We start from the raw sequence: 24,707 nt of genomic DNA, 5'->3' as shown, positions 1-24,707 counted from the left end.
CTGGAAGATGGTCAGCGCCGGCCCAGTGCCGACGAACGCAGATTGTCGAGCAAAACGGCAAGCAGCAGGATCACACCGCGCACAATGTATTGGTAGAACGCCGGGATGTTGAGCAGGTTCATGGCGTTTTCGGCGATGCCCATGATCAGCACGCCGACGATGACGCCCGACATGGTGGCGCGGCCGCCGGCAAGCGAGACGCCGCCGAGCACGCAGGCCGAGATGACCGAGAGTTCAAGCCCGACCGCGGCATTGGGCTGGCCCGACGTGATGCGCGAGGCCAGAAGGATGCCGGCGATGCCGCAGACCACGCCCTGCAGAGCAAAGATCCAGATCCGCGTCCAGTCGACATTGACGCCGGCCAGGCGCGAAGCCTCCGGGTTGCCGCCGATGGCCAGCGTGTTCTTGCCGAACACGGTACGATTGAGGACAAAACCGAAGATGCAGAACAGCACGGCCAGGACCCAGACCGGCGTCGGAATGCCGAACAGCTTCGACAGCGCCAGTTGGTAGAAATCCGGGCTGTTGATGCCGACGGCGCGGCCGTCCGATGCGATCAGCGCAAGGCCGCGCACGATCTGCATGGTGGCAAGCGTCGTGATCAGTGCGTTGATGCGGAATTTGGCGATGACGACGCCATTGATGAAGCCGACGAAGGCGCCGCAGGCGATTGCCGCGAGAAGCCCGAGCAGGATCGAACCGGTATAGTTCGACGCCATCACCGCGACCATGCCGGCAAAGGCGACGATGGAGCCGACCGAGAGGTCGAAGTCGCGCGCGGCAAGGCAGAACATCATGGTGCAGGCGACAATGCCGACGGTGACCACCGACTGCAGCAGGCCGAGCATGTTGCGGTCAGTCAGAAAATTCGGCACCAGCAGCGACACCAGCGCGAAGGCGACGATGAAGATCACGACGAGGCCCTGTTCGCCGAGCAGGATCTTCTTCAACTGATCGGTCATGGCAAAGATCCTCAGGATGCGATCGCGTCGGGGGTTTTCTGATCGGGAAGAGCGGCGGCCAGGATCGCTTTTTCGGCGAACTGGTCGCGCGCGAGTTCGGCGCTGACCCGCCCGCCGCACATCACCAGGATGCGGTCGCAAATGCCCATCACTTCCGGCAATTCGGACGAGACGACGACGATCGCCATGCCGTCTTCGGCAAGCTGGTAGAGCAGTTCGTAGATTTCCGCTTTGGCGCCGACGTCGATACCGCGTGTCGGCTCGTCGACGATAAGCACGCGCACGCCCTGCTCCGACAGCCAGCGGCCGAGAATGACCTTCTGCTGGTTGCCGCCGGAGAGGTTGATGATGTCCTGCTTGCGCGACGGCGTGCGCACCTTGAGCTTCTTGATGAAGGTCTCGGCGGTGGCGATCTCGCTGGCGCGGTTCAGGATTCCGAAGCGCGTGTGATGACGCCGCGACGAGATGTTGATGTTCTCCTCGATCGAGCGGCCCTGGATGATGCCGTCATGCTTGCGGTCTTCCGAGCACAAAACGATGCCGGCGCGGATCGCGTCATGCGGATCGGTGGCATGAACGACCTTGCCATCAACGGTAATGGTGCCGCCTGAGCGCGGGTCGGCGCCGAAGACCAGCCGCATCAGTTCGGAGCGGCCCGCGCCGATCAGACCGAAGAAGCCGACGATCTCGCCCGCCCTCGCCTCGAAGCTGGCGGGCGTCGTCAGTTTTACTCCGCAAACAGCGTCGACCTTCAGCCGGACATCGCCAGCCGGGCGTGGGCGAAACCCCCAGATGTCGGAGATTTCGCGGCCAACCATTTCGGCGACGACCTGATCGCGCGTGACGTCTTTCAGTGACGCATGGTGCGCCGCGAGCTTGCCGTCGCGCAGCACGGTCAGGCTGTCGCAGAGGCGGAACACTTCGTCCAGCCGGTGCGAGACATAGATGATGACCTTGCCCTCGCCGCGCAGGCGGTCGATCAGGGCAAACAGAATTTCGCTTTCGCGCGACGACAATGACGAGGTCGGCTCATCCAGAGCGATGACGCGCGCGTCGAGCATGATCGCCTTGGCGATCTCGACCATCTGCCGTTCGCCGATGGACAGCGTCTTGACCTTGCGGCTGATATCGATGTCGATGCCCGCCGATTTCAGCTTGGCGCCGACGTCTTCCAGCATTCTGGCGCGGGCGATGATGCCGGCGTTGGTGGGGAAGCGGCCAAGGCTGAGGTTTTCGGCAACAGTGAGCTCAGGAACCAGCTGTAGCTCCTGGTGGATGACGATGACGCCATTGTCGAAGGCATCTCGCGTCGTTGCATAGGCTTGCATCTTGCCGTCGATGAGGATCTCGCCGTCATCGGCATGCTGGTCGCCCGACAGGATCTTGATCAGCGTGGATTTGCCGGCGCCGTTCTCGCCCATCAAGCCATGCACGGCGCCCTTGTCGACGCTGAACGAGACGCCGGACAGCGCCTTGACGCCCGGATAGGTCTTGGTGATTTCCGAGAAGTCGAGAAAGGACATGGGGCGCCTATCCTTTTGCCATGCCAAACAGGCGGCGACTGTGAGCCGCCGCCTGTTTGTACAGGGAGGATTATTCGATGCCGAGACCCTTGCGGACCGTCTGGTAGTCGTCGCGCTTGGCCAGCGCACCGGCGGTCAGGATGAGCTTCTCGGGTTCCTTGTTGTTGGCGACCCAGTCATACATGTTGAGCGCAGTCTCGTAGCCGTGACGCTTCGGCGAGATGATCACCGTGCCGACGAAGCCGGTGGCGGTCGGCTTCTTGAACTCGTTGATCGCCGAATCCGCGCCGCCAATGCCGACGCCGATCACGTTTTCGGCCGGGATGCCGACGCTTTCGGAAGCGCGCACGGCGCCGAGAACGGCTTCGTCGTTGAGGCCGAAGGAGACCCACTTCTTGATGTCGGCATGGGCGTTGAGTACCACCGTCGCCGCATTGAGCGCAGCCTCGGTATCGGTCTTGGCCTGCGGCGCGTCAAAGATGATTTCGGCCTTGAAGCCGTTGGCCTTGAGCACCGAAATGGCGCCTTCGACCCGGTCGACGGCGGTCGGCAACTGATCATAGGAGACGCGGATGGCGCCAACCTCGTCGGCCTTCCAGCCGCGCGCCTTCATTTCGTCGACGATCGCCTGGCCGACGGCCTCGCCGATCTTGGTCGCCGAAATGCCCATATGCGGCACGTCTTCCAGCGCCTTCCCGTCTGCGCCGACCAGACGGTCATCAACCGTCATCAGCTTGAGATTGTTGGCGGCGGCCTTGGCGACGATGCCGGGGCCGAGCTTCACATCAGGCGTGCAGACGATGAAGCCTTGCGCGCCCTGCGCGCCGAGATTGTCGATCGCCGACATCAGCTTCTCACCGTCCTCGGCGCCGATCTTGACCAGGGTAAAACCCTTCTCCTTGGCGGCCTGGTCGGCGAACTTCCATTCGTCCTGGAACCACGGCTCCTCGGGCTGTTTGACGATAAAACCTATCTTGGTGTCCTGAGCATATGCAGCGATGGTCGTGACGGACAGCACGGCAAGGGCGCCCGCGACGAGCGCGGTCTTCAGAAGTCGCATGATTACCTCCCAGCGATGGCCGGGCGCTCAGCCCGGATGCAGAGTCTCTAATTCTTTTTATCATACTCGTCAATTGATCTGGTATGATAATTGAGCTACATGCTCTGACCAGGGATCGCTGGCGCAAATCATCCGCATCCGGTAAGGCCGGGGACGCGAGATCAGTGGTTTCGCCGCCTTGGAGGAGGGCTGAGGTGACCGACACTTCGAAGAAGGCATCAGGCGACACCCGCCGCCCGCGCGTCATGCCCGATGTGACCAAGGCGCTTGCCTCAGACATCTTTTCCGGACGCTATCCCGCCGGCTCGTCCCTGCCGACCGAAAACGAACTCGGCGTCGAATATGGCGTCAGCCGCACCGTCATCCGCGAGGCCTTGAAGGTGCTGGCCGCCAAGGGGCTGGTGCTGTCGCGGCCCCGCATCGGCACGGTTGTATGTGAACAGGACAACTGGAACATCATCGACCCGCAGGTGCTGGCCTGGCACGCGCCGCATGCACTGGACGACAAATTGTTCGACGCCATCCTCGAGACGCGCCGCGCCATCGAGCCGCTGGTAGCTGAACTGGCGGCGACTCGTGCGACGCTGCAGGAGATCGCCGATCTCGAAGCCGCCTGGCGCGGCATGGCCAATGCCGGCGAGGATCTCGCCGCCTTCTCGCGCTCGGACATCACCTTCCACCAGATCGTCTATGCCGCGAGCCACAACCCGATCTTCCGCCAGATCGGCAATCTGATCGACACCGGGCTGAAATTCTCGCTTGAAGCAACGGCGACCATTTCGCTCGCTCGGCGCATGGAAGCAGTGGCGGCGCACCGCGAGGTGGTGGAGGCACTGCGCATGCGCGATGCCGCGGCGGCGCGTGCGGCGGCAGGCCGGATCCTCGACCTTGCGGCGCGCGACCTGGTCAGCGCCAAGAAACTCAAGAACAACTGAGACCAGCATGAAAATCATCTCGCTCACCACCTACATCGTCCCGCCGCGCTGGCTGTTCCTGAAGATCGAGACTGATGCCGGCGTCACCGGCTGGGGCGAGCCTGTGGTCGAAGGCCGTGCGCTGACGGTCGAGGCAGCGGTCAAGGAACTTGGCGATTATCTGATCGGCAAGGACCCGCGCCTGATCGAGGACCATTGGACGGTGATGCATCGCGGCGGCTTCTACCGCGGCGGGCCGATCCTGATGAGCGCCATTGCCGGCATCGACCAGGCGCTATGGGACATCAAGGGCAAGGCGCTCGGCGTGCCTGTGCACGAACTGCTCGGCGGCAAGCTGCGCGACAGCATCAAGGTCTATTCCTGGATCGGCGGCGACCGGCCGGCGGAAGTGGCTGATGGCGCCAGGGAAGTGGTGGCGCGCGGTTTTCAGGCGCTGAAGATGAATGGCACCGAGGAACTGCAGATCATCGACAACCATGACAGAATAGATGCGGCTGTCGAACGAGTCGCCATGGTGCGCGAGGCCGTTGGGTCCAACATTGGCATCGCCGTCGATTTCCACGGCCGCGTCCACCGGCCGATGGCGCGCATGCTGGTCAAGGAGTTGGAACCCTACCGGCTGATGTTCATCGAGGAGCCGGTGCTGAGCGAAAATCGCGAGGCGCTGAAGGAGATCGCCGCCCTCGGCTCGACGCCGATCGCACTCGGCGAGAGGCTCTACAGCCGCTGGGATTTCAAATCGGTGTTCGAACAAGGCGCCGTCGACATCATCCAACCCGACCTCTCGCATGCCGGTGGCATCACCGAATGCCGCAAGATCGCGGCGATGGCCGAGGCCTATGATATTGCGGTCGCGCCGCACTGCCCGCTCGGCCCGATCGCGCTCGCCGCCTGCCTGCAGCTCGATGCCGTCAGCTACAACTGCTTCATCCAGGAACAGAGCCTCGGCATCCACTACAACGCCGCAAACGATTTGCTCGATTATGCCGCCAACAAGGACGTCTTTCGCTACGAGGATGGCTATGTCGCAATCCCCGATGGTCCCGGCCTCGGCGTCGAAATCGACGAGGACTACGTCAAGGAAAGGGCCAAGGAAGGCCACCGCTGGCGCAACCCGGTCTGGCGTCACAAGGACGGCTCCTTCGCCGAGTGGTAGCCCGGCCGACCTTGCGGCCAGGCCTTCAGGACCTCAAGCTCAATTTCGCGGTGGCGCCAGCGTAACGCAGGCCTCTGATGGGCCGCAGCGCCGAGCACCAGCGCATGGGAACCGTCGGCGCCGGCAAGCCGCAACTCGCTGACCGCCTGGGTTGCCGCAAGCGATCGAAAGCAGTCGCTATCCATGGAACATGGCGGATGTCCTGTTCTCATCGACCTTTTCTTGGCCCGCCAGCCGCGTCACCTGCCCGCGGCGTGCCGGCCTGCGTTCCTGCCGGAGAAGATGCAGCTGCCGAGAAATGTCCCTTCCAGCGCATTGTAGCCGTGATAGCCGCCGCCACCGCCGCCGGCCACCTCGCCTGCCGCATAGAGCCCGGCAATGGGTTCGCCATTGCCGTCGAGAACCTGCGAATTGAGATTGGTGTGCAGGCCGCCAAGCGTTTTGCGCGTCAGGATGTTGAGGCGCACCGCGATCAGCGGCCCGTGCCTGGGATCGAGTATCTTGTGCGGCTTGGTCACCCGGAAGATCTTGTCGCCAATGTAGTTGCGAGCGCCGCCGATGGCTGTGACCTGCGCATCCTTGGTATAGGCATGGTCGACCTCGCGATCGCGCGCCACGATCTGGGCGTTGAGCCGGTCGTAGTCGAGCAGATTGTCGCCTGACAGCGCGTTCATCCCGGCGACCAGGTCGGCCAGGTTGTCGCGGACGACGAAGTCCTCGCCCTTTTCCAGGAACGCCGCCACCGATGGCGGCGCCTTGCCGCCGCGCCGGTTCTTCAGCACGGCCCGAAAATCCTTGGCCGTAAAGTCGAGGTTTTGCTCCGAACCCGAGAGCACGAACTCCTTCGAAGCGATCGTCTTGGTCAGCACGAACCAGGAATAATCGTGTCCCGTCGACAGGATACGCTTCAAGGTGCCGAGCGAATCGAAGCTCGGGAAGAACGGCGCCTCCATGCGTTGTCCGAGAGCGTCGAACCATAGCGGCGACGGCGCAGACAGGATGCGGATGCCGTGGTTCGGCCAGATCGGATTCCAGTTCTTGATCCCCTCGACATAGTGCCACATGCGGTCGGCGTTGATGACGGCCCCGCCGGCGTCCTGGGTGATCGCCACCATGCGGCCGTCGACATGGTGCGGCACGCCGGCAACCATACGCTTCGGCGCCGGCCCCAGCCGCCCGACCGGCCAGACCTTGCGAACCAACTCATGATTGCCGCCGATGCCGCCGGAGGTGACGATCACGACACCGGCCGAAAGGTCGAAATCGCCGACGGCCGTGCGGCTCGACTGCTTGCCGCGCTCGACATCGGATGCCTCCAGGATTTCGCCCGCGACGCCGGTGACCGCGCCGTTGGTCTTGATCAGCCGGCTGACCTGATGACGGAATTTCAAAGTGATCAGCCCTTTGGCGACGTGCTCGCGCACGCGCCTTTCGAACGGCGCGACCACGCCCGGCCCAGTGCCCCATGTCAGGTGGAAGCGCGGCACTGAATTGCCGTGGCCATTGGCCAGCGCGCCGCCGCGCTCGGCCCAGCCGACCACCGGCCACCAGCGCATGCCCATGGCGTAGAGCCACGGCCGCATCTCGCCGGCGGCGAAATCGACATAGGCTTCCGCCACTTTCCTTGGCCAATGGTCCTCGGGCCGGTCGAACTGGGCAGAACCCAGCCAATCCTGCCAGGCGAGGTCGCGGCTGTCCTTGATGCGCAGGCGGCGCTGCTCGGGCGTGTTGACCAAAAACAGGCCGCCGAGCGACCAGAATGCCTGGCCGCCGAGAAAACCGCCACCCTCTTGCTCGACGATGATCACGCGCTTGCCGGCATCGCCGAGTTCCGCGGCTGCGGCCAGGCCGGCCAGCCCGCCGCCAACGATGATTGCGTCCGCGTCAGCCATTGTCGTAGCTCCTGTGCCGGCTTTTGTTTTCGAGATCGGATGCTCGTTGCTAGCCGCGCAGCGCGTTCCAGATGATGCGCGGCAGCTTCAGGAGGCTCGGCTGGTAGTTGAACTCGGTGATCAGGCGGCCGACCATGTGTGCCCTTTTGTGGGTCAGGAACCAGGCCGGCTTCGGCATGATGCGGAACGGCGCTTCGAGCACGCTGCGTTCCGGTCTGTCGAACAAATAGGTGTTGTGGACGACGCCGATGCCGCTCTGCACGTCGTCGAGCGTGTGGCCAGGGAAAGCACCCCAGGTCGGGCGCAGCAGCGCGAACAGAACGCCGCTCCAGGAATTGATGCCGATGCCGCCATAGCGCAGTTCGGCAATGATTTCCTCGAAGCGCTGCCGGCCGATCTCGGCGATCGTCCTGGGATGGATGAGGATGTTGGCGGCAAGCGTGCCGTGCAGCTTTTCATTGGCGTAGGCGACAGCGGCGCGCAGATAGGATTCCGCATTGCCCGCCGGCAGCCGCATGACGCTGAGCGCCGGCGCGAACACCTCGGCATTTTCGAGATAGGTATCCGTGCCCGGCCGGAACGGCACCACCACGCAGGCCGGCCCGCCGGGCCGCTCGAATTTCTGTACGCTGTCGGCATGCGCCTCGAAGGCGGCGAGGCGCTCGGTCGCGCCGGGATAATAGGCCGGGCGCGACGGGGCTTTCTGCATCACCTTTTCGAGGGCCGCCAGAAGCGCGTCGGATTTGTCCCAGCGTTCGGGCAACACGAGCATTTGGCAGGCGATACAGTTGAAACCGGAATTGTTGAGCTTCTGTGTGGCGATCAGTTCGGCATGGTAGGCGATGTCGGCATTCGACCATGGGCCGGGCACCACGATGGTCGGCGCCACGCCGCCAAGCTCAGAGGTGATACGCCGGCTGTTGCGCGGCGTGCCCGCCGCCTTGTTCTTGCGGCCCTCCTCGCCGGGACCCCAGACGATCGCGTCATGCGAGGCGGCGGCACCGGTGATGTGGATGTCGTCAACGAGATCGTGGTTGCACAGATACGCACCGACATCGGCGCTGCCGCGCACGATGCGCAGCGCACCGAATTCGATCAGCGGCCGCAGCGCCGGCCGCAGGAAATCAACGAGGTAATCATTGACCGGGTTCATCTTGAGCAGGACGACCTGATGTTCGACGAGCAGCTTGTGCAGGCAGTCGAGCGGCGCGATCGAGGCGACGTTGCCGGCGCCGAGCACGAGCCCGATCTTGCCCTTGCGGCTGGTGCGCGGCGCGTCATAGGCCGATGCGGTGTTTGCGGCGAGGTTCGCCTTGGTCACGCCGGGCTGCATCCAGATCTCTGCCTTCAGCCCGGTGAACAGCACCTTGTCCCAAAGCGAATTCGGAACCACCGTCACCGCCACCTGTCCGCTAGGCAAGGTGCGGACCGGCAGTCTGTCAAGGAACTTCTTGCCCTCCATCAGGCTCAGCGTGTGGATGAACTGGTTGCAGCCATCCATCAGCGCCGCCGGGCCAGCCAGCCATTCCTCACCTTCCAGCGGCGAGCCGGTCGGGATGCCCTTCTTGCGCGTCGCGGTTTTGACCCACGCCTCGGCGACCTCGCGGATGTGATCCTTGACCTGCCGCAGCAAGGCGATCCGCTCGCCATTCGAGGTCTGCGCCCAGTCGTCCTTCCTGGCGTCGAGATCGGTGAGCGCGAGGTCGAGTTCGGCTGCCCATTCAGGCTGCACGGGCTGGGTTTTGACTGCCTTGGCAACCATCCTATCCTCCTCCACTTCGATCTCTTTGTTTGACGCAATTCCTGTGGGAAAACCGCTTCACACTTTTCCTGGAATTGCTCTACGAAAACGGCAGTGCGGCCCATTGCTCGACGAATTTCCCGCCGGAATAGACCTGGATCGAACCGAACTGCTGTAGCACGAATTCGCTCTGCGTCGGACGCAGGAAGGCGTAGTCGTCAGGCCCGACATTGACGTTGTCGGGCAGCGCCATGAATTGCTGATTGGTCGAAAAGCCGAACGTCTTGTCGGTCTTCATCCCCACGGGATGGACGGGCTTCGCCATCCATTTTCCGCCATAGAGAAAACAGCCGCGCCGCGGCAACAGCCCGAGCTTCTGCAGCAGCCAGGAGCGCTGGTCGAGGCCCGGCGCCTGGACATCGACCACTTTCAGGATCGGCGTCGCGATGAATGCGGCAGGCCGCAATTGGCTGAGGCTCGGCACATCGAAATCGGTCGGCAGCATAAAAGCCGATCCGATGGACAATTCATTGGCGCCGACCCAGCTGTCATAGAGCAATGCGGTGCTGCTGCCGCCAAGATTGAGGATCTTGCGCTGGTCGGCGGCAAGGCAAGCGACATATTGGCGAAACAGGCTGATCGCCTTGACGCGCGCCTTGGCCGGTCCTCCCAGCAGTTTGGGGATATGGCCGATATGCGCCTCGTAGGCCATGACGCCTTCGCATTTCAGCCGCGGGTAATTCGCCAACGCGGAAACTGCCCGGGCCAGTGAGTCGGGATCGCTGATACCGCCGCGATGAAGGCCGACATCGACCTCGAAGCAGACGCGCAGCTCGCGGTCGAGCTCGGCGGCAAGCGAGCCATAGGCGGCCAGCCGCTCCTCGGTATCGATCAGCCAGACGATGCGCGACGTAGCTTCGCCGAGCCCGGCGAGAACGCCCTTCGTCAGCGCGTGCCTGGCGCCGGCAACCGGCATCGGCTTGCCCAACAGGAGATCGACTTGGGGAAACACTTTCAGCATCTCGGCGCTGATCGGCAGATGAAAGGTCATCAGCCTGTCGGTCGCAAACGCCGCGCGGATATAGTCGATCAGCGGCAGGCATGGCAGCGACTTGTCGACGAGGCGCAGATCGAGGCCCGTGGCGAACTTCGCCTTGATCGCAGCGATGTTGTGATCGAGCCGGTCGAGATCGAGCACCAGGCAAGGCTGAAAGATCCCGGCTGCCCTGAGCGCGCCCGACATTTCCGCGAAATAGGTGTCGGTCAGGCTCATGCCGCGACGCCGAGCAGCCTGGCAATATAGGGCGACACGAAGCGGTTGTCCGGGTCCATCTCGCGGCGGACCGCCATCGCATCGTTCCAGCGCGGATAGAGCGCGCTCAATTCCCTTGATGTCAGGCTGTGCATCTTGCCCCAATGCGGGCGGCCGCCGCGCTTCCTGAAGATCGGCTCGGCGGCGTTGAAGAACGCCATCGGATCGCGCTCGACGCCGTGATGGATGGCGATGGAACAGGTTGGGCGCTTGTAGAAGGGGCTGAGCCAGACATTGTCGGGCGCGACGACGCGCACCTCCATCGGAAAATAGACCTCTGGAAACCGCGTCTCGAGCAGCGCAATGATTTCGCTGAGTGCGGCCGCCCCTTCCTCGAACGGCAGGTGGTATTCCATCTCGTTGAACTTGACGTTGCGCTCGGAGGTGAAGACCTTCAGCCACTCCTCGATATAATCCTCGGCTGGCACCTTGGCGAAGGCCGAGCCGATGAGACGGCGGCGCAGCCAAGGGAGCCAGCTGAGATAGTCGCGCAGTTTTCTCAGCGTCGTCACCGCATCGTCGTCTTCCGTCGGCGGACGCACCGTCGCCGGCGCCTCGGTGATGTCGCTGGCAATCAGCAGCGCCTGTTCCGAAAACGGCACGTAGTAGAACTCGGCCGAACGATGCGCCGTCATGGTGCTTTCGAATTGCGCAAGCACATCGGCGATCGGCGCCGTCCAGCGGCGGTGCCGCATCCGGTAGCTCGCCACGTTGCGGATCGTCACTTCGGTGACGGCGCCGAAAGCGCCGAGCGAAGCGCCCATGGCTTCGATCATGTCGGGGCTCTTGGCACGGTCGAACTCTTTCACGGCGCCACGCCCGTCGACGATCTGCATCGCCTCGAGCTGGGTATGGTAAGCGCCGAGCGTGATGCCCGAGCCGTGGGTGGCGGTGCCCAGCGCCCCGCCGAACGCCTGCTTGTCGATGTCGCCCATGTTCGGCAGCGCCTGGCCGACGCCGTGCAACAGCTTTGCCAGCGCGCCGATCTTGGTGCCGGCGCCGACCCGTGCTGTCAGCCTTTCGGGATCGTGCGACCTCAGGCCCTCGAAGCGATCAAGCGACAGGATCGTCCCGTCATTCTTAACCAGAGGCGTGAAGGAATGGCCCGTGCCAGCGAATCGAACTGGTCCCGGCGCGTTGCGAATGGCACCACTCAGCTCATCGAGACTCTGCGGTTCGGCAAAAGCCTGCGGCGTGGCCGTGACATAGCCCGACCAATTGCTCCACTGGCTGATAGCCTCTCCCAAAATTGCCTCCCTGGGACACCGGCTTTGCCGGTCTTTCTCCTAGCGCTAGATAATATGATACATACTCAGCTTTTCAGATATGATACATTGTCAGCTTTCTGTCAACCTGGCAATCGGAGGTGTCTTGCGTGGTCCGTGTTCAAGTGCATGGCCTTTCGCCATGATTGGGCGCATTCCGGGTAGTGAGATTATCTCTAGGCAATTAAAAGGACAAACAATGACACAAATATAATTAAAACGATCTGCTTAAATCTCATCACAAGAGCTTTGCGCTCATCCCGTTTTAGCCTGATCTTTATTTCATGTCCGTCATACTTTATATATCCATAAAACATGCCGCATGCTAACAAAACCAAAAAAATACCTCTCCTACCGTGGCTTTCTCGGAAGCCACTGCTGCCAAACGCAACCACCCATCCGCCAATTCCGTAAATAACCAATGTTGAAGTGAATAAAACGAAAAGCATCGAGAAAACGTATAGTTTCTTTAACGCATTCCGACGACCGTCGTGCCCATCCATCACTACAGTTCCCTTGCTTGCAGGAACGTAAATCAATACTGCATTATTCGTGCTTCATACTTGATTTCCGAGTACCCCTCTAGCTCACCTCGGGGCAACGGAACTTCACTACACAATAGCACGCCGCCAGGTCGTGGGGCGAACGGCTAGGTTGCTCGTCCGTCAGCGAGCCGCGCGCCGTACTAAGGGCCATGCAAATCCATGAGGGCAACCGGCTGTATCACGAGCCTCACCGCGACCGGGCGATCGTGATCGAGCGTGGTATCTGATTGTCATCGGACGACATTCCGCGCCGGCCGCATTATCTACAGCGACGCACGCTGAGCCGGCGTCGGCATTGAACGCAGTTCGTTGCCCCTTCAAGCCAGCCCAAACGTTTCCACGGCCCGCATGATGCCGCGCAATTCGGCCAAGCCCTTCAGGCGGCCGATCAGCGAGTAGCCGGGATTGATCCTTGTCTTGCCGATATCGTCGGCGAGCAGGTGGCCATGGTCCGGCCGCATCGGGATTTGCCAGTCGGCGCGGCCCTCCTTGCGGCGGCGCGCCTCCTCCTGCATCAGCGCCAGGATGACATGCGCCATGTCGGTGCCGCCTTCGAGATGCTCGGCCTCGTAGAACGAGCCGTCATCCTCGATGGTGATGTTGCGCAGATGGGCGAAGTGGATGCGGTCGGCGAATTCCTTGACCATGGCGACGATGTCGTTGTCGGCACGCGTGCCGTAGGACCCGGTGCAGAACGTCAGCCCATTGGCCTGGCTGTCGACGGCATTGAGAATGAAACGCGCATCCTCGGCGGTCGAAACGACGCGCGGCAGGCCGTAGAGCGAAAACGGCGGATCGTCGGGGTGGATACACATGCGCACCCCCTCCTCTTCCGCCACCGGAATGATCTCGCGCAGGAACCACGCGAGGTTGTCGCGCAACTCCTTCGGCCCGATCCCGTCATAGTCCGCAAGCGCCTCGCGAAAACTGTCGCGGTCATACTTGCGCTCTGTAGCCGGCAGGCCGGCGATCAGATTGCGCTCGATCTGGTCGATCTTCTCGGGCGGCAATTCCTTCAGCCGCGCTTCCGCCTGCGCAATACGCGCCGGCGTGTAGCTGTCAGCACCGTTCTTGCGCTTCAGCACGAACAGATCGTAGGCGGCGAAATCAACGGCATCAAAACGCAGGGCGTAGCCTGTCGTCGGCAGACGGTAGGCTAGATCGGTGCGGGTCCAGTCCACCACCGGCATGAAATTGTAGCAGATCGTGGCGATGCCGGCCTTGGCCAGCGCGCGGATCGAATCGCGGTAATAGCCGGCATAGCGCCCGCGTTCCTGCGCGCCGATCTTGAAGGAATTGTGGACCGGAACGCTCTCGACGACCGACCAGGTCAGTCCTGCTTCCTGGATAATGCGCTTGCGCTCCAGCACTTCGGCCTCAGGCCACGCCCGGCCGTCATAGATATGGTGGAGCGCCGAGACCACGCCGGTGGCGCCCGCCTGCTTGACATGATCGAGCGTCACCGGATCATCGGGCCCATACCAGCGCCAGCATTGTTCCATTTCGGCTTTCCTTCTGCGACAGGTTGGCAACTTATTGTTGGACCCCGATGGGAGTCGATAGAAAATGGAGGAGTTTTTAGAAATGACGGATTTCGACGGCAAGGTCGCCCTGGTGACCGGGACGACCGGAATCGGCCTGGCAACCGCCACACGCCTTGCGGCCGGTGGCGCCGCAATCATCGCCTGCGGCATCGACCGCGCCGCCAACGCGGCGATGAAAGCGCAACTAGAAAGTGCTGGTGCCGCGGTGCTGGTCATCGACACCGATGTGTCCGTCTCCGATCAGGTGCGCGACGCGGTCGCGGCTGGCGTCGCGAAGTTCGGCGGCCTGGATGTCATCGTCAATTCAGCCGCCGTCCATCCCTATGGCACGGCGACGACCACCGACTGGGAAACCTGGAACCGAACGATGACGGTCAATGTCGGCTCGATCTACCTGACCGCGCATTTCGGCATTCCGGAAATGATCAAGCGCGGAGGCGGCGCCATCGTCAACGTCGCCTCGGTGCAGGGCTTTGCCTGCCAGCAGAACGTCGCCGCCTATGCCACGACCAAGGGCGCCATCCACACGCTGACGCGCTCGCTGGCGCTCGACTACGCGGCATCAGGCATCCGCGTCAATTCGGTCAGCCCGGGCTCGATCCGCACGCCGATCCTGGAGAAGGCTGCGCGCGGTGACGGCGGCAGCGATGCCGATGTCGAAGAGGCCTACAAGCGCTTCGGCGCGGCGCATCCGCTCGGCCGCATCGGCGAACCGGAGGAAGTGGCGGAACTCATCGCCTTCCTTTGCTCGTCGAAGGCCGGCTTCTGCACCGGCGCGGACTACAGGATTGATGGCGGACTGACCGCCGGCATCGGCGTCAGATAGAGCACTGATCGTGCTCTGCACGCTTGCCGGCGATCTCGAGCGCTATGTACCGCCTCTATAGCTTCCACGTCCGCCTGGCATTGCCCGAAAGCAGCTTCGCCCGTTCGTCGGGACTGGCTCCCGCGATCAGCGCATGCGTCGCTGTCACCCAGGTCGCAAGGCCACCGCCAAGCGTGCACACCGGCCAGTCGCTGCCCCACACGACGCGGTCCCAGCCGAAGCAGCCGATCGTGTGCTCGACATAGGGGCGCAAGGTCTCGACGGTCCATGAGCCGGCATCGGCATAGGCGACGACACCGGAGATCTTGCCGATGACATTGGGACGCCGCGCGATCTCGGTCATATGCTCGCGCCACGGATGTTCCGCACTGGCCTTGATGTCGGGCACGCCGCAATGGTCGAGCACGAACTGCACATCCGGCGCCAGATCGGCGAGCGCAACCGCCCTTGGAATCTGATGCGGCAGGACGACGAGGTCGAAGGTCAGGCCGGTGCCGGCAAGCCGCTTGATGTTTTCGCGAAACAGCGCGCTGTCCGAAAGCTCGTCCGGCATGACATGCAGCACGCGGCGGAACCCCTTGACGAAGGGATCGGCCTGCTGGCGCCCGAGATAGGCGGCGAAGCCGGCCTCCTCCGGGCGGCAGGAGGCGATCGCCCCGCGCAACAGACTGCCCTTCTCCAGCGACTGCGCCTTCACATGGCTGGTCTCGGCCTGGATGTCGGCTTCATCGACGTCGACCTCCATATGCAGCGCGGCCTCGATACCGGCGCGGCGGGCCTGGATCGCATATTCTGCGTGCGGGAAATCGCGGTTGAGCGCCGGCTCGCGGCTGAGCCAGGGATAGCGCAGCGCCGACAGGTCGATCAGGTGCAGATGAGTGTCGATGATCATGGCTGTCCTCCTCGGTGATTTCAGATCATCGCCAAATGCCTAAACCCAGCGCATGACACAAGCTTTGGCTCAGGCCCGCTTCGGGATCTCTTTGTCCTCGAGCAGCAGCGTCAGCCCCATGGCGACGAAATAGAGCGCCGCCACCCAGATGAACATCACGTTGAAGCCACTGGAGTAATGGTCGAGCACCACTTCGCGGATCGCGCCCGGCAGGCTCGATGCGAGGTGCGGCGTCAACCCGTTCAGGCCACCCGGCAGCAGGGCGGCGGCGTCTGCAGGAAGCTCGGCTGTCTGCCGGTTCAGCGCCCAGATCATCACCGCGCCGTTCAGCGCCAGACCCAGCGATGCTCCGAGCGTCCGCGCCTGGGTGATCAGCGACGTCACCGCGCCGATATCCTGCAGCGGTGCCGCCGCCTGGATCGCCACGATCAGCACCTGGAACTGCAGGCCCATGCTGATGCCGAACACAGCCATCATCGTTGCCAGCACCCAGATCGGCGTGTGCTGGTTGGTGAGGACAAAGCCCAGCATCAGAAACCCGCCAATACCCATGGCGACCACCGGCATCCATTTGTAGCGTCCGGTTGCGGCAATTACCCGCCCGGCGACGATCGAGATGACCATCGATGTCAGCGACGCCGGCAGGAACAGGAAGCCGACTTCGGCCGGGCTGAGACCCGTCAGCGTCTGCATGTAGAGGGCGAAATAGAAGAACATGCCCAGCGTCACCGTTCCGGCGACCAGCGACACGCCCGAGACGATGCTGACCGTCGAATTGCCGAACAGCCGCAACGGCACGATCGGCTCTTCGGCCCGGCGCTCCACCATGATGAACAAGGTGATGGCGACCAGCGCGAGGAGTGGTAATACGAAGGTGAGCAGGTCCGGCCCGCTGGGGTCGAGCACATGATAGCCCCAATAGACGATCGCCGTCGTGCCGGTGGCGAGCAGCACGCCGCCGAGATAGTCGATGCGGTGCCGCTTTTCGTTGAACCGGCTGCGCATGGCGAAGGCCAGCACCGCCAGCACGATGATCCCTATCGGCAAATTGACCAGGAACACCCAACGCCAGCCGAACAGGCTGGTGATGTAGCCGCCGGCCAGCGGGCCGAGCACCGACGACAGCGCGAACACCGCCGAACTGTAGCCCTGATATTTGGCGCGGTCGCGCGGCGAAAACAGTTCGCCGATCATGGCGAAGGCCGAAACCATCAACCCACCCCCGCCGATACCCTGCAGCACGCGCGCGGCGATCAAGCTCTCCATCGACCATGCCATGCCGCAGACCAGCGAGCCCAGCAGGAACAGGCCGATCGCCGTCAGCACGACATTCTTGCGGCCATACATGTCGCCAAGCTTGCCGTAGAATGGCGAGACCGCGGCGGTCGAGAGCAGGTAGGCGGCACCGACCCAGCCGAACAAATGCAGATTGCCGAGTTCGCCGGCAATGGTGGGCAAGGCGGTGACGACGATCTGCATGTCGATGGTTGCCATGAACATGGCGATCAGCGCGCCGAAATAGACGATCAAGGTCGTAAGGTCGGGCCTGACTTGGGCCTCCACGGGCCGCGCGTCCGGCAGCGTCTGCTCGACAGTCATCGGTGTCTCCGTAGCTTGGGGCGCGATTTATGTGCCCACAGCCGAGAGGTGTCAACCAGATATGTGCGCTCAGCATATAATTGACATCAGCATATATTCTTGCTAACGCGCTATGGATGAGCAGCAACGCATCCAGCAGTCCGGACCGATTTCCATCCCTGTTCCAGACGCGCGGCGATCGGGACCTCGCCGGTCTGGCGCGCGGCAGCGGCCTGTCCGAACCGGCGGCCGAGGCCGTGGCCGCCATCGATGCGGTAATGAGCAAGGTGCGCCGCTCGATCCAGCGCCGCGACTTCGGCCGCATGATCCTGGCGCGCGTAGACCCTTCGCTGGAAGTGAGCCATCTCGATGCGATCAGCGCCATCGCGAACAATCCGGTTTTCAGCGCTACCCAGCAGGATGAGGTGACGGTTGGCGTCATCGCCGAGCGCCTCGAGATCGATCCGTCGCGCGCCAGCCGCATCGCGGCCGACCTCGTCGAACGCGGCTATGCCTGCCGTGTCGCATCGCAACGCGATGCCCGCCGCATCTGCCTCAAACTCACCGCCAAGGGTGAGCGCCTCGTGGCGGCGGTGCGCCAGACCAAATGGCGGATTTTCGCCGGATCGCTGGCACAGTGGGATGAGCAGGACCTAGTAAGGTTCGCCACCTTGCTGGAACGCTTCGCCGGTTGGGCCATGGACGAAGCCGGGATGAAAAGATCCGCCGAGGCCGTCAAGCAGTTGATGGACGAGATGCTGCCCGAAACGAAATAGGCGGCACGGCGTGGACGCTCACCCATGTGTGCGAGCCGTTCGATAGCCCTTGACGCTCAGGTCGCCTCGGATCGTTATCGGTCGAAGAAACCGGCGTCCTCTTCCGACAGGTATTTCTTCGCCGCTTTGGCATCGATGTCGAGGCCGAGTCCCGGAGCTTCGAGCAGGTCGACCATACTGTCCCTGACGATCTGCCCCTTGGGCAGGCCGATGACGATGTCCTCCCACCACGGGTCGGAGGCGCTGGGATATTCGAAGGCGATGTAGTTGGCCGGCAGCGTGGCGCAGACATTGATCAGCGCGCCGAGGCCCAGCAGACCGTTCGCCGTGCCGTGCGGCGCCATCATGATCGAGTGCATATAGGCATGCTCGGCCACCCATTTGAGCTCGGCGATACCGCCTATATCGGCAGGATCCGGGCCGATGACGCGCACCGCCTGTGTTTCGATCAGTTCCTTGAAATTATGGCGCAGATAAATCTGTTCGCCCGTATGGATCGGGGTGGACGTCGATGTCGTGAGTTCGCGGTAGGCCTGCGGATTGACCCACGGCACGTAGTCGCCGGTCAGCATATCCTCCAGCCACATCAGATTGTATTTTTCGACGGCCCGCGCGAAGCGGATGGCGTCGGGCAGGAACCAGCCGGGGCCGCAATCCAGCGCCAGCGAGACCTTGTCGCCGAGCACATCCTTCATGGCGATGACGCATTCGATCATATGCGCCATGCCGCGCTCGCTGATCTGCCCCTGGTCCATCGCGCCGTGATAGGTCGGCGGCTGACGCACGCCGTAGTGGAAGTCGGGGACGCTGGTCTTCATGTTGGAATGAAAGCTGATGCCTTGCTTGACCATGAAGAAGTTTTCCGGCCGCTCCATCATCCATTTGACGTCGGCCGCGTAATCCTCCGGCCTGTCGCCGGTGCGCTTCTTGCGGATGGAACCGTTATAGACCCGCACCTTGTCGCGCACCTTGCCGCCGAGCAGCTTGTAGACCGGAACGCCTGCCGCCTTGCCGGCGATGTCCCACAGAGCATGCTCGATAGCGCTGACGGCGGCGCCATAGGGCTTGAACGAGCCGCGCTGGCGGATTTTCAACATCACGCGTTCGACATCGGTCGGGTCCTCGCCGATCAGCGCGTCGCGGAAATGCAGCACCCAAGGCTTGAGATAAGGCTTGGTGTACTCAACCTCGCCGAGGCCATGGAGGCCTTCGTCGGTGACGATGCGCACGATGGGATGCTTGCCGATGACGGCGCACCTGAGATCGGTGATCTTCATGATGTCCTCTATTTCACCGACGAGAAGGCGGTTGGCGCGAGAAACTGGCTGGAAATATTGGCCAGGATCGGGCCATCGCGCTCGGACTCGTCGCGGGCCTCGAGCCATGCCCGATCGGTGGTGAAGGCCTTCCATTTCACTTCGCGCTCGGCAAGGGATTCCCAGGCGATGAAATAGGTCAGTCGATTGCTGCTTTCGCCGACCACCGTGGTGAAGAACCCGGCCTGGCGGATGCCGTGCTTGTCCCACAGCGCCAAGGTATGGTCGTTGAAACGCTTGAGCAGCGCCGGCAGCTGGCCCGGCACGCAGTCGTAAATGCGAAGTTCGTAGATCATGGTCCATCCTTCTGTTTACCTCTCCCTCCGAGGAGAGAAGTGTAGAGTCAGCTCCAGGTGCGGTCCCAGGAATATTCGTCGTCCCAGTGATCGGTCGGTTGCCAGATGCCGGTGACGCCGGGCTGCAGGTGCTGGCTGATCACTTCGTCGACGATGTCGTCGATGCCCAGACCAGGCTTGTCGGGCACGGTGATGAAGCCGTCCTTGACCAGCGGCTTGGGCAGGCCGGTGACGATATCGTCCCACCAGTCGACTTCGACGCTGTGATATTCGAGCGCCATGAAGTTTTCCGTGGCTACAGCGACATGCGCGGCGGCCATTGCCGCGATCGGGCTTTCCGCCATGTGAATGGCCATGGCGACGCCATGCTCCTGCGCTGCGTCGCCGATCTTCTTGGTCTCGAGAATGCCGCCGGTGGTCAGCAGATCCGGATGGATGACCGAGATGCCGGCGTTGAGCAGCGGCTGGAATGCTTCCTTGAGGTAGATGTCTTCACCGGTGCAGATCGGCACGGAGGTCGCCTGCTGCAACTGCCGATACTGCTCGGTGTACTGCCAGGGGATCACGTCCTCGAGCCAGGCCGGTGCATACTTCTCGATCCGCCGGGCCAGACGGATGCCGTCCTGCAGCGAGATGTGGCCGACATGGTCGATGGCGAGCGGGACCTCGTAGCCGATCACCTCGCGGACCTCGTGAATATATTGATCGAGCAGGTCGAGGCCCTTTTCGGTGAAATGGAGGCTGGTGAAGGGATGCGGCACGTTCTGCGCATCATAGGCGGCGTTGCGCGCCCGGCGCTCGTCCAGCGTGCGTGCCGGACCGCGCGCGGCATGGCTGCGGAAACCGTCGAGCACGCCGGCCGGCGCCACCACTGCGCCCGATATGTGCGCGATCTGCGCCAGACCGAGATCCATCTTGAGGAAGGTGAAGCCAAGATCCATCCGCGCCTTGAGCCGCTTGCCGGTCTCGGTGCCGCTGGGCTTGTCCGCGTCGGTGTCGCAATAGACCCGCACCTTGTCGCGGAACCGTCCGCCAAGCATCTGGTAGACCGGCACGCCGTAGGCCTTGCCAGCGAGATCCCACAGCGCGATCTCGACTGCCGAGACACCACCACCTTGCCGTCCATGGCCGCCAAATTGCTTGATGCGGCGGAACAGCCGGTCGACGTCGCAAGGGTTCTCGCCTAGCAACCGGCTCTTCAACATCAGCGCATAGGTCGCGCTGGCGCCGTCGCGCACTTCGCCCAGGCCGACAATGCCTTGATTGGTGTAGATCTTGATCAGCGCCGAGGTGAACGGCGCGCCGACGATCTCGGCGACCCGCAGGTCGGTGATGCGCAGGTCGCTCGGCCTGGAGTTCGTATTTACCCGATTGAGCGCCTCGCCGGCGCTACCCGTCTTTGCCATGGCTTATCCTCGTTCTGATGGTGGCGCCCCGCACCCCCGGCCTGCATAAGCGTTGCTAGCCAAGCTCTATCTCGTGGGCCTGCAGGTAGTCTCGGTTCATCTCGACGCCCAGACCCGGCTTCGACGCCAGCTTGAGGCTGCCGTTCGAAACATCGAGTGGCTCGTCGATGAGGTGGTTGTATTTATCGAGATTCCACTCCGACGTTTCGAGCTTGTAGAAGTTGGGAACCGTCATCATCACCTGCGCTCCCGCAACCACATTGATCGGTCCCGCGGCGTCATGGGGCGAGACCGGGATGTAGTAGGCTTCGCACAGGGCGGAAATCTTCTTCAGTTCGGTAATGCCTCCGGTCCAGGTAACGTCCGGCATGATGTAGTCCGCAAGCCTGTTCTCGAGCACCGGCACGAAATCCCATTTGGTGTGGCCGCGCTCGCCCCACGAGGTGGCGGCACTGACCTTCTCACGCACTTGCTTGAGAGCATTGAGGCTTTCTGGCGGGCATGGCTCCTCGAACCAGTCGATCTGGCCGGCTTCCTCGAGGCTTCGGCAGAGGCGAATGGCGGTGGGGACGTCGAAGCGGCCATGCGCGTCGATGAGAATGTCGACATCGGGCCCCGCCGTTTCACGGATCAAAGCCGTTAGTTCGGCAGCCTCGCGCTCGTCCTTGCGGGTCATGCTGCCATCGAGGTAGCCGTCCCGCTGTTCGCGCGCCAAGCCATCGGCGATGCGGCCCTGGTGGGGGAAAGGATCGAACTTCAGCCCGGTGTGTCCGGATTCGACGATGTCTCGAATTTCGCGGACCACAGCCTCCTTGCTGGTAAACTTGGCCTGGTTGGGGTGGGTATAGAGCGCGATTTCATCGCGTACCGGACCGCCCAGCAGCTCGTAGATCGGCTTGCCTAGAACTTTGCCGCGAATGTCCCAGAGCGCTATGTCGATAGCGCTCACGCATTCGACTGCGGCGCCGCGGCTGCCCATATAGGTGAAGCTGCGGAAAATCTTGTGCCAGAGATGCTCGATGCGCGCCGGATCCTCACCTGTGACGGCAACACCGATCTGCCGCAGGATCGTGCACAGCGCGCGGTTGGCGAGCCTTGTGGTGGTGGTGATTTCCCCCCAGCCACTGACCCCTTCGTCGGTCGTCACCTCGACGAACAGGAACTCTCCCCAATAGGAAGCATCGGACTTGATCAGCCACGGCCGAACGCTCGTGATTTTCATCTCTCAACTACCTCTGTCTGATGGCCGGACCAATGATTTTCTGGGCTGGAAGTTCTATCCGGCCCGAGCGGCGTTGCGCGCACGCATCTGTTCGAGAACGTGCCGGCCGGAACCCTCGACATGGCGGGCAATGAGTTCGGCCGCCTCGTCGGCATTTCCCGCTTTGATATGCGCGATGAGCTCGCGGTGTTCACGCATGATGGCGGCCCGCCGCGCGAGCGTGAAATTGAAACGCCGGCTCACCGCCCGCAGCACTTCGCGATGCTTCCACCAAAGCTCGGCGGCATGGCGGTTGTAGTGGCGCTGGTACATTACGGTGTGGAAGGCGGTATCAAGTTCACTGTGCCGCAATGTGTCGGTGAAGTTGTTCTCTTCGATCAGAGCCTGGATGCGTTCGAGTTCGGCGATGTCCTCGCCGGTCGCCATGTTCACGAACCATCGCGTCAGGGCCGGCTCGATCAGGACGCCGATCTCGTAGATATCCCGGACAAAATCCTGGTCTATGGGCCGGACGCGCGCGCCACGGTTGGCGACAAAGGTGACGAAGCCCTCCCCTCGCAACAGCTGCAGCGCCTCGCGTACGGGGTTGGTCGAGGTGCCGTGACGCCGGGCGAGATCGGTAACCACAAGTCGTTCGTTGGCGGCGAGCCGTCCCTCGATGATGTCTTCCCGGATCAGCTCATAAAGCGAGGCGCCCTCGCTGGACGCCGCGATGGGATCAATCCCCGCGGGTGGCTCTGCTTTGAAATCACTTGTTTCGGCCAAAGCCGGCTCCCCCGATTAGTACATCACATGCTCGATATCATACACGCGTTTTGCAAACAATGTACGATCGGGTGCGTTGACAGGCAATCCACGATCTGAAAACGTACCAGATGATCGAAGGGATACATTGAGCAGAAGGACACATCCCGCACGGTCGAACGAGCCCTTGGCGCACGGCGGCATGGGAGAATCTGGGAGGATACTATGACGAGGATTACACTCGGCGGTGCCGTCCTGCGCGGCACAATCGCCACTGCTTTGATGGCGTCGCTCATGTCGGGATCGGCGCTGGGTTCGCCGCCAGTCGATTTGAGCAAGTGGTCGCCGGAATATGTGCGCTCCATCGCCGGCACACAGGATTTCGACACGGCCGCCGATTGCGGCAAGGTCACTCCGCTCGACTACAAGGGGCGACTGACGTTCTGGTATCAGGGCGTGTTCGAGGGCGACCCCGACCTGCTGCGTCAGTACTACAAGGATTTCTTCGAGACCTTCCGCAAGACCTATCCGAACATCCAGCTCGAGGATCAGGCCCTCACCTACAACGACCTTCTCGACAAGTTCCGCACGGCGCTGCTGGGCAATGCCGCGCCGATGGCGGTCCGCCTGCAAATCCTGGGCGGAACCGAGTTCGCCTCGAAGGGTTATCTGCAGCCGCTCAAGCCGGAAGATGTGGGCTATCCCACAGAGGATTTCTGGCCCGGCGCCATGAAGGCGGTAACCTGGGATGGCGTGACCTACGGCATTCCCACCAACAATGAGACGATGGCGTTCATCTGGAACGCCGACATTTTCAAGCGTGCGGGCCTCGATCCGGACAAGGCTCCAGCGACCTGGGACGACGTCGTCAAATATTCCAAGCAGATCCATGACAAGCTCGGCATTGCCGGCTACGGCCTCGTGGCGCGCAAGAACGCCGGCAACACGCCGTACCGCTTCATGCCGCAACTATGGGCCTATGGCGGCGGTGTCTTCGACGAAGCCTCCGCGAACCCGACCTATAAGGAGGTCGAGCTCAATAGCCCGCAGAGCAAGGCGGCGTTGCAAGCCTCCTACGACATGTATGTTCGCGACAAGTCGGTTCCGGTCTCGGCCCTCACCAACCAGCAGGCCGATAACCAGCCCCTGTTCGTCGCCGGCCAACTCGGCATGATGGTCTCGCACCCGTCCGACTATAACGTCATGCTCGACCTGCAGAAGAAGGCAACGGGCGCCGACAAGGACAAGGCGCAGACCGTCATCGACAACATGCGCTATGGCCTGATTCCGACCGGCCCCGACGGCAAGCGCGCCGTCGTGTTTGGCGGCTCGAACATTCACATCCTGAAGCCCGAATATGTCGAGGGCGGCAAGGTGGACGAGCCGGCTGCAAAGGCCATCATCTGCATGTGGACGAGCCCTGAATGGTCGCTGAAGATGGCGTATGCCGGCTCGAACCCGGGCAACCTCAACGGCTTCAAGACCAAATGGATGAAGGAACGTCTGGACAACATCAAGTTCCTCGATGTCACGACCTCGATGTTGCCATACGGCATCCCGTTCCCGGCGCTGCCGCAGTCGCCCGAGATCATGAATATCATCGTCCCGGACATGCTGCAGAACGCCCTGACCGGAGCGATGACCGTCGACCAGGCAGCGGACGACGCGGCCGAGAAGGTGAAGAACCTGATGGACGGACTCTAGTCCGGGCCTGAC

The 24,707-nt window shown here is 62.6% G+C and carries 20 protein-coding genes; 5 read left to right on the top strand and 15 right to left on the bottom strand.

What is annotated here, in order from left to right; translation table 11 throughout:
- Positions 1-11: 11 nt before the first annotated feature.
- From araH to NKK50_RS00805, 3 genes are all read right to left on the bottom strand, one after another.
- Positions 12-962, bottom strand: coding sequence for an L-arabinose ABC transporter permease AraH (gene araH / locus NKK50_RS00815; protein WP_023668120.1), 951 nt, complete (start codon positions 960-962; stop codon positions 12-14).
- An 11-nt stretch (positions 963-973) separates the two neighbouring features.
- Positions 974-2,485: an L-arabinose ABC transporter ATP-binding protein AraG gene (araG, locus tag NKK50_RS00810; RefSeq protein ID WP_023833960.1), complete on the bottom strand. Its 1,512-nt coding sequence runs from the start codon at positions 2,483-2,485 to the stop codon at positions 974-976.
- A gap of 70 nt (positions 2,486-2,555) precedes the next feature.
- Positions 2,556-3,545, bottom strand: a complete 990-nt coding sequence (locus NKK50_RS00805; RefSeq protein WP_023833961.1) for an arabinose ABC transporter substrate-binding protein — start codon at positions 3,543-3,545, stop codon at positions 2,556-2,558.
- 194 nt (positions 3,546-3,739) lie between these two features.
- On the opposite strand from NKK50_RS00805, the gene NKK50_RS00800 reads away from it, so the two are divergent.
- Positions 3,740-4,480 (top strand): FadR/GntR family transcriptional regulator, encoded by a 741-nt coding sequence (locus tag NKK50_RS00800; RefSeq protein ID WP_023687899.1) that lies wholly within the window; start codon positions 3,740-3,742, stop codon positions 4,478-4,480.
- Between the two features lie 7 nt (positions 4,481-4,487).
- Positions 4,488-5,636 (top strand): galactonate dehydratase, encoded by a 1,149-nt coding sequence (gene dgoD, locus NKK50_RS00795; protein ID WP_352462644.1) that lies wholly within the window; start codon positions 4,488-4,490, stop codon positions 5,634-5,636.
- Between the two features lie 239 nt (positions 5,637-5,875).
- Here dgoD and NKK50_RS00790 read toward each other — a convergent pair whose 3' ends face one another.
- From NKK50_RS00790 to uxuA, 5 genes are all read right to left on the bottom strand, one after another.
- Positions 5,876-7,528, bottom strand: coding sequence for an FAD-binding dehydrogenase (locus tag NKK50_RS00790; RefSeq protein ID WP_352543013.1), 1,653 nt, complete (start codon positions 7,526-7,528; stop codon positions 5,876-5,878).
- A 49-nt stretch (positions 7,529-7,577) separates the two neighbouring features.
- A complete protein-coding gene (locus NKK50_RS00785; protein WP_023830834.1) occupies positions 7,578-9,290 on the bottom strand; it encodes an aldehyde dehydrogenase family protein in 1,713 nt (570 codons plus the stop codon).
- A 79-nt stretch (positions 9,291-9,369) separates the two neighbouring features.
- On the bottom strand, positions 9,370-10,542 hold the full coding sequence (locus NKK50_RS00780; RefSeq protein ID WP_031193055.1) for an alanine racemase: 1,173 nt from the start codon (positions 10,540-10,542) through the stop codon (positions 9,370-9,372).
- Positions 10,539-11,828 (bottom strand): D-arabinono-1,4-lactone oxidase, encoded by a 1,290-nt coding sequence (locus NKK50_RS00775; protein WP_352462646.1) that lies wholly within the window; start codon positions 11,826-11,828, stop codon positions 10,539-10,541. The genes NKK50_RS00780 and NKK50_RS00775 overlap by 4 nt, the downstream gene beginning before the upstream one ends.
- A gap of 880 nt (positions 11,829-12,708) precedes the next feature.
- Positions 12,709-13,893, bottom strand: coding sequence for a mannonate dehydratase (gene uxuA / locus NKK50_RS00770; RefSeq protein WP_023725470.1), 1,185 nt, complete (start codon positions 13,891-13,893; stop codon positions 12,709-12,711).
- Positions 13,894-13,975: 82 nt separating this feature from the next.
- On the opposite strand from uxuA, the gene NKK50_RS00765 reads away from it, so the two are divergent.
- A complete protein-coding gene (locus NKK50_RS00765; RefSeq protein WP_023725471.1) occupies positions 13,976-14,761 on the top strand; it encodes an SDR family NAD(P)-dependent oxidoreductase in 786 nt (261 codons plus the stop codon).
- Positions 14,762-14,816: 55 nt separating this feature from the next.
- Here NKK50_RS00765 and NKK50_RS00760 read toward each other — a convergent pair whose 3' ends face one another.
- Both NKK50_RS00760 and NKK50_RS00755 read right to left on the bottom strand, forming a co-directional pair.
- Positions 14,817-15,653, bottom strand: coding sequence for an amidohydrolase family protein (locus tag NKK50_RS00760; RefSeq protein ID WP_286442641.1), 837 nt, complete (start codon positions 15,651-15,653; stop codon positions 14,817-14,819).
- Positions 15,654-15,722: 69 nt separating this feature from the next.
- Positions 15,723-17,252 carry an MDR family MFS transporter gene (locus NKK50_RS00755; RefSeq protein WP_352543012.1) on the bottom strand — a complete coding sequence of 510 codons (1,530 nt, stop codon included), beginning with the start codon at positions 17,250-17,252 and terminating at the stop codon, positions 15,723-15,725.
- A 116-nt stretch (positions 17,253-17,368) separates the two neighbouring features.
- Between NKK50_RS00755 and NKK50_RS00750 the strand changes: the two genes are divergently transcribed.
- The gene (locus tag NKK50_RS00750; RefSeq protein ID WP_023744514.1) at positions 17,369-18,007 is read left to right on the top strand and encodes a MarR family winged helix-turn-helix transcriptional regulator; all 639 of its coding nucleotides are present in this window, start codon (positions 17,369-17,371) and stop codon (positions 18,005-18,007) included.
- Between the two features lie 74 nt (positions 18,008-18,081).
- On the opposite strand, the gene NKK50_RS00745 is transcribed toward NKK50_RS00750, so the two are convergent.
- Genes NKK50_RS00745 through NKK50_RS00725 form a run of 5 tightly spaced genes read right to left on the bottom strand, consistent with a single transcriptional unit; the run spans position 18,082 to position 23,012 of the window.
- Positions 18,082-19,284, bottom strand: coding sequence for a mandelate racemase/muconate lactonizing enzyme family protein (locus tag NKK50_RS00745; protein ID WP_023833965.1), 1,203 nt, complete (start codon positions 19,282-19,284; stop codon positions 18,082-18,084).
- 8 nt (positions 19,285-19,292) lie between these two features.
- Complete coding sequence (locus NKK50_RS00740) at positions 19,293-19,619, bottom strand: NIPSNAP family protein (protein WP_023702115.1); 327 nt, start codon at positions 19,617-19,619, stop codon at positions 19,293-19,295.
- A 47-nt stretch (positions 19,620-19,666) separates the two neighbouring features.
- Positions 19,667-21,025 (bottom strand): mandelate racemase/muconate lactonizing enzyme family protein, encoded by a 1,359-nt coding sequence (locus NKK50_RS00735; protein WP_023833966.1) that lies wholly within the window; start codon positions 21,023-21,025, stop codon positions 19,667-19,669.
- Between the two features lie 55 nt (positions 21,026-21,080).
- A complete protein-coding gene (locus NKK50_RS00730; RefSeq protein ID WP_352543011.1) occupies positions 21,081-22,247 on the bottom strand; it encodes a mandelate racemase/muconate lactonizing enzyme family protein in 1,167 nt (388 codons plus the stop codon).
- Between the two features lie 54 nt (positions 22,248-22,301).
- Positions 22,302-23,012 (bottom strand): GntR family transcriptional regulator, encoded by a 711-nt coding sequence (locus NKK50_RS00725; RefSeq protein WP_023833967.1) that lies wholly within the window; start codon positions 23,010-23,012, stop codon positions 22,302-22,304.
- 204 nt (positions 23,013-23,216) lie between these two features.
- Here NKK50_RS00725 and NKK50_RS00720 point away from each other — a divergent pair, with 204 nt between their 5' ends.
- Complete coding sequence (locus NKK50_RS00720; RefSeq protein ID WP_031204070.1) at positions 23,217-24,695, top strand: ABC transporter substrate-binding protein; 1,479 nt, start codon at positions 23,217-23,219, stop codon at positions 24,693-24,695.
- Positions 24,696-24,707 lie beyond the last annotated feature (12 nt).

It is taken from the genome of Mesorhizobium sp. M0001, assembly GCF_040324255.1.
Taxonomy (GTDB): Bacteria; Pseudomonadota; Alphaproteobacteria; order Rhizobiales; family Rhizobiaceae; genus Mesorhizobium.
Note: the sequence above shows the minus strand (reverse complement) of the source record. Positions and strands in the feature narration are given on the sequence as shown.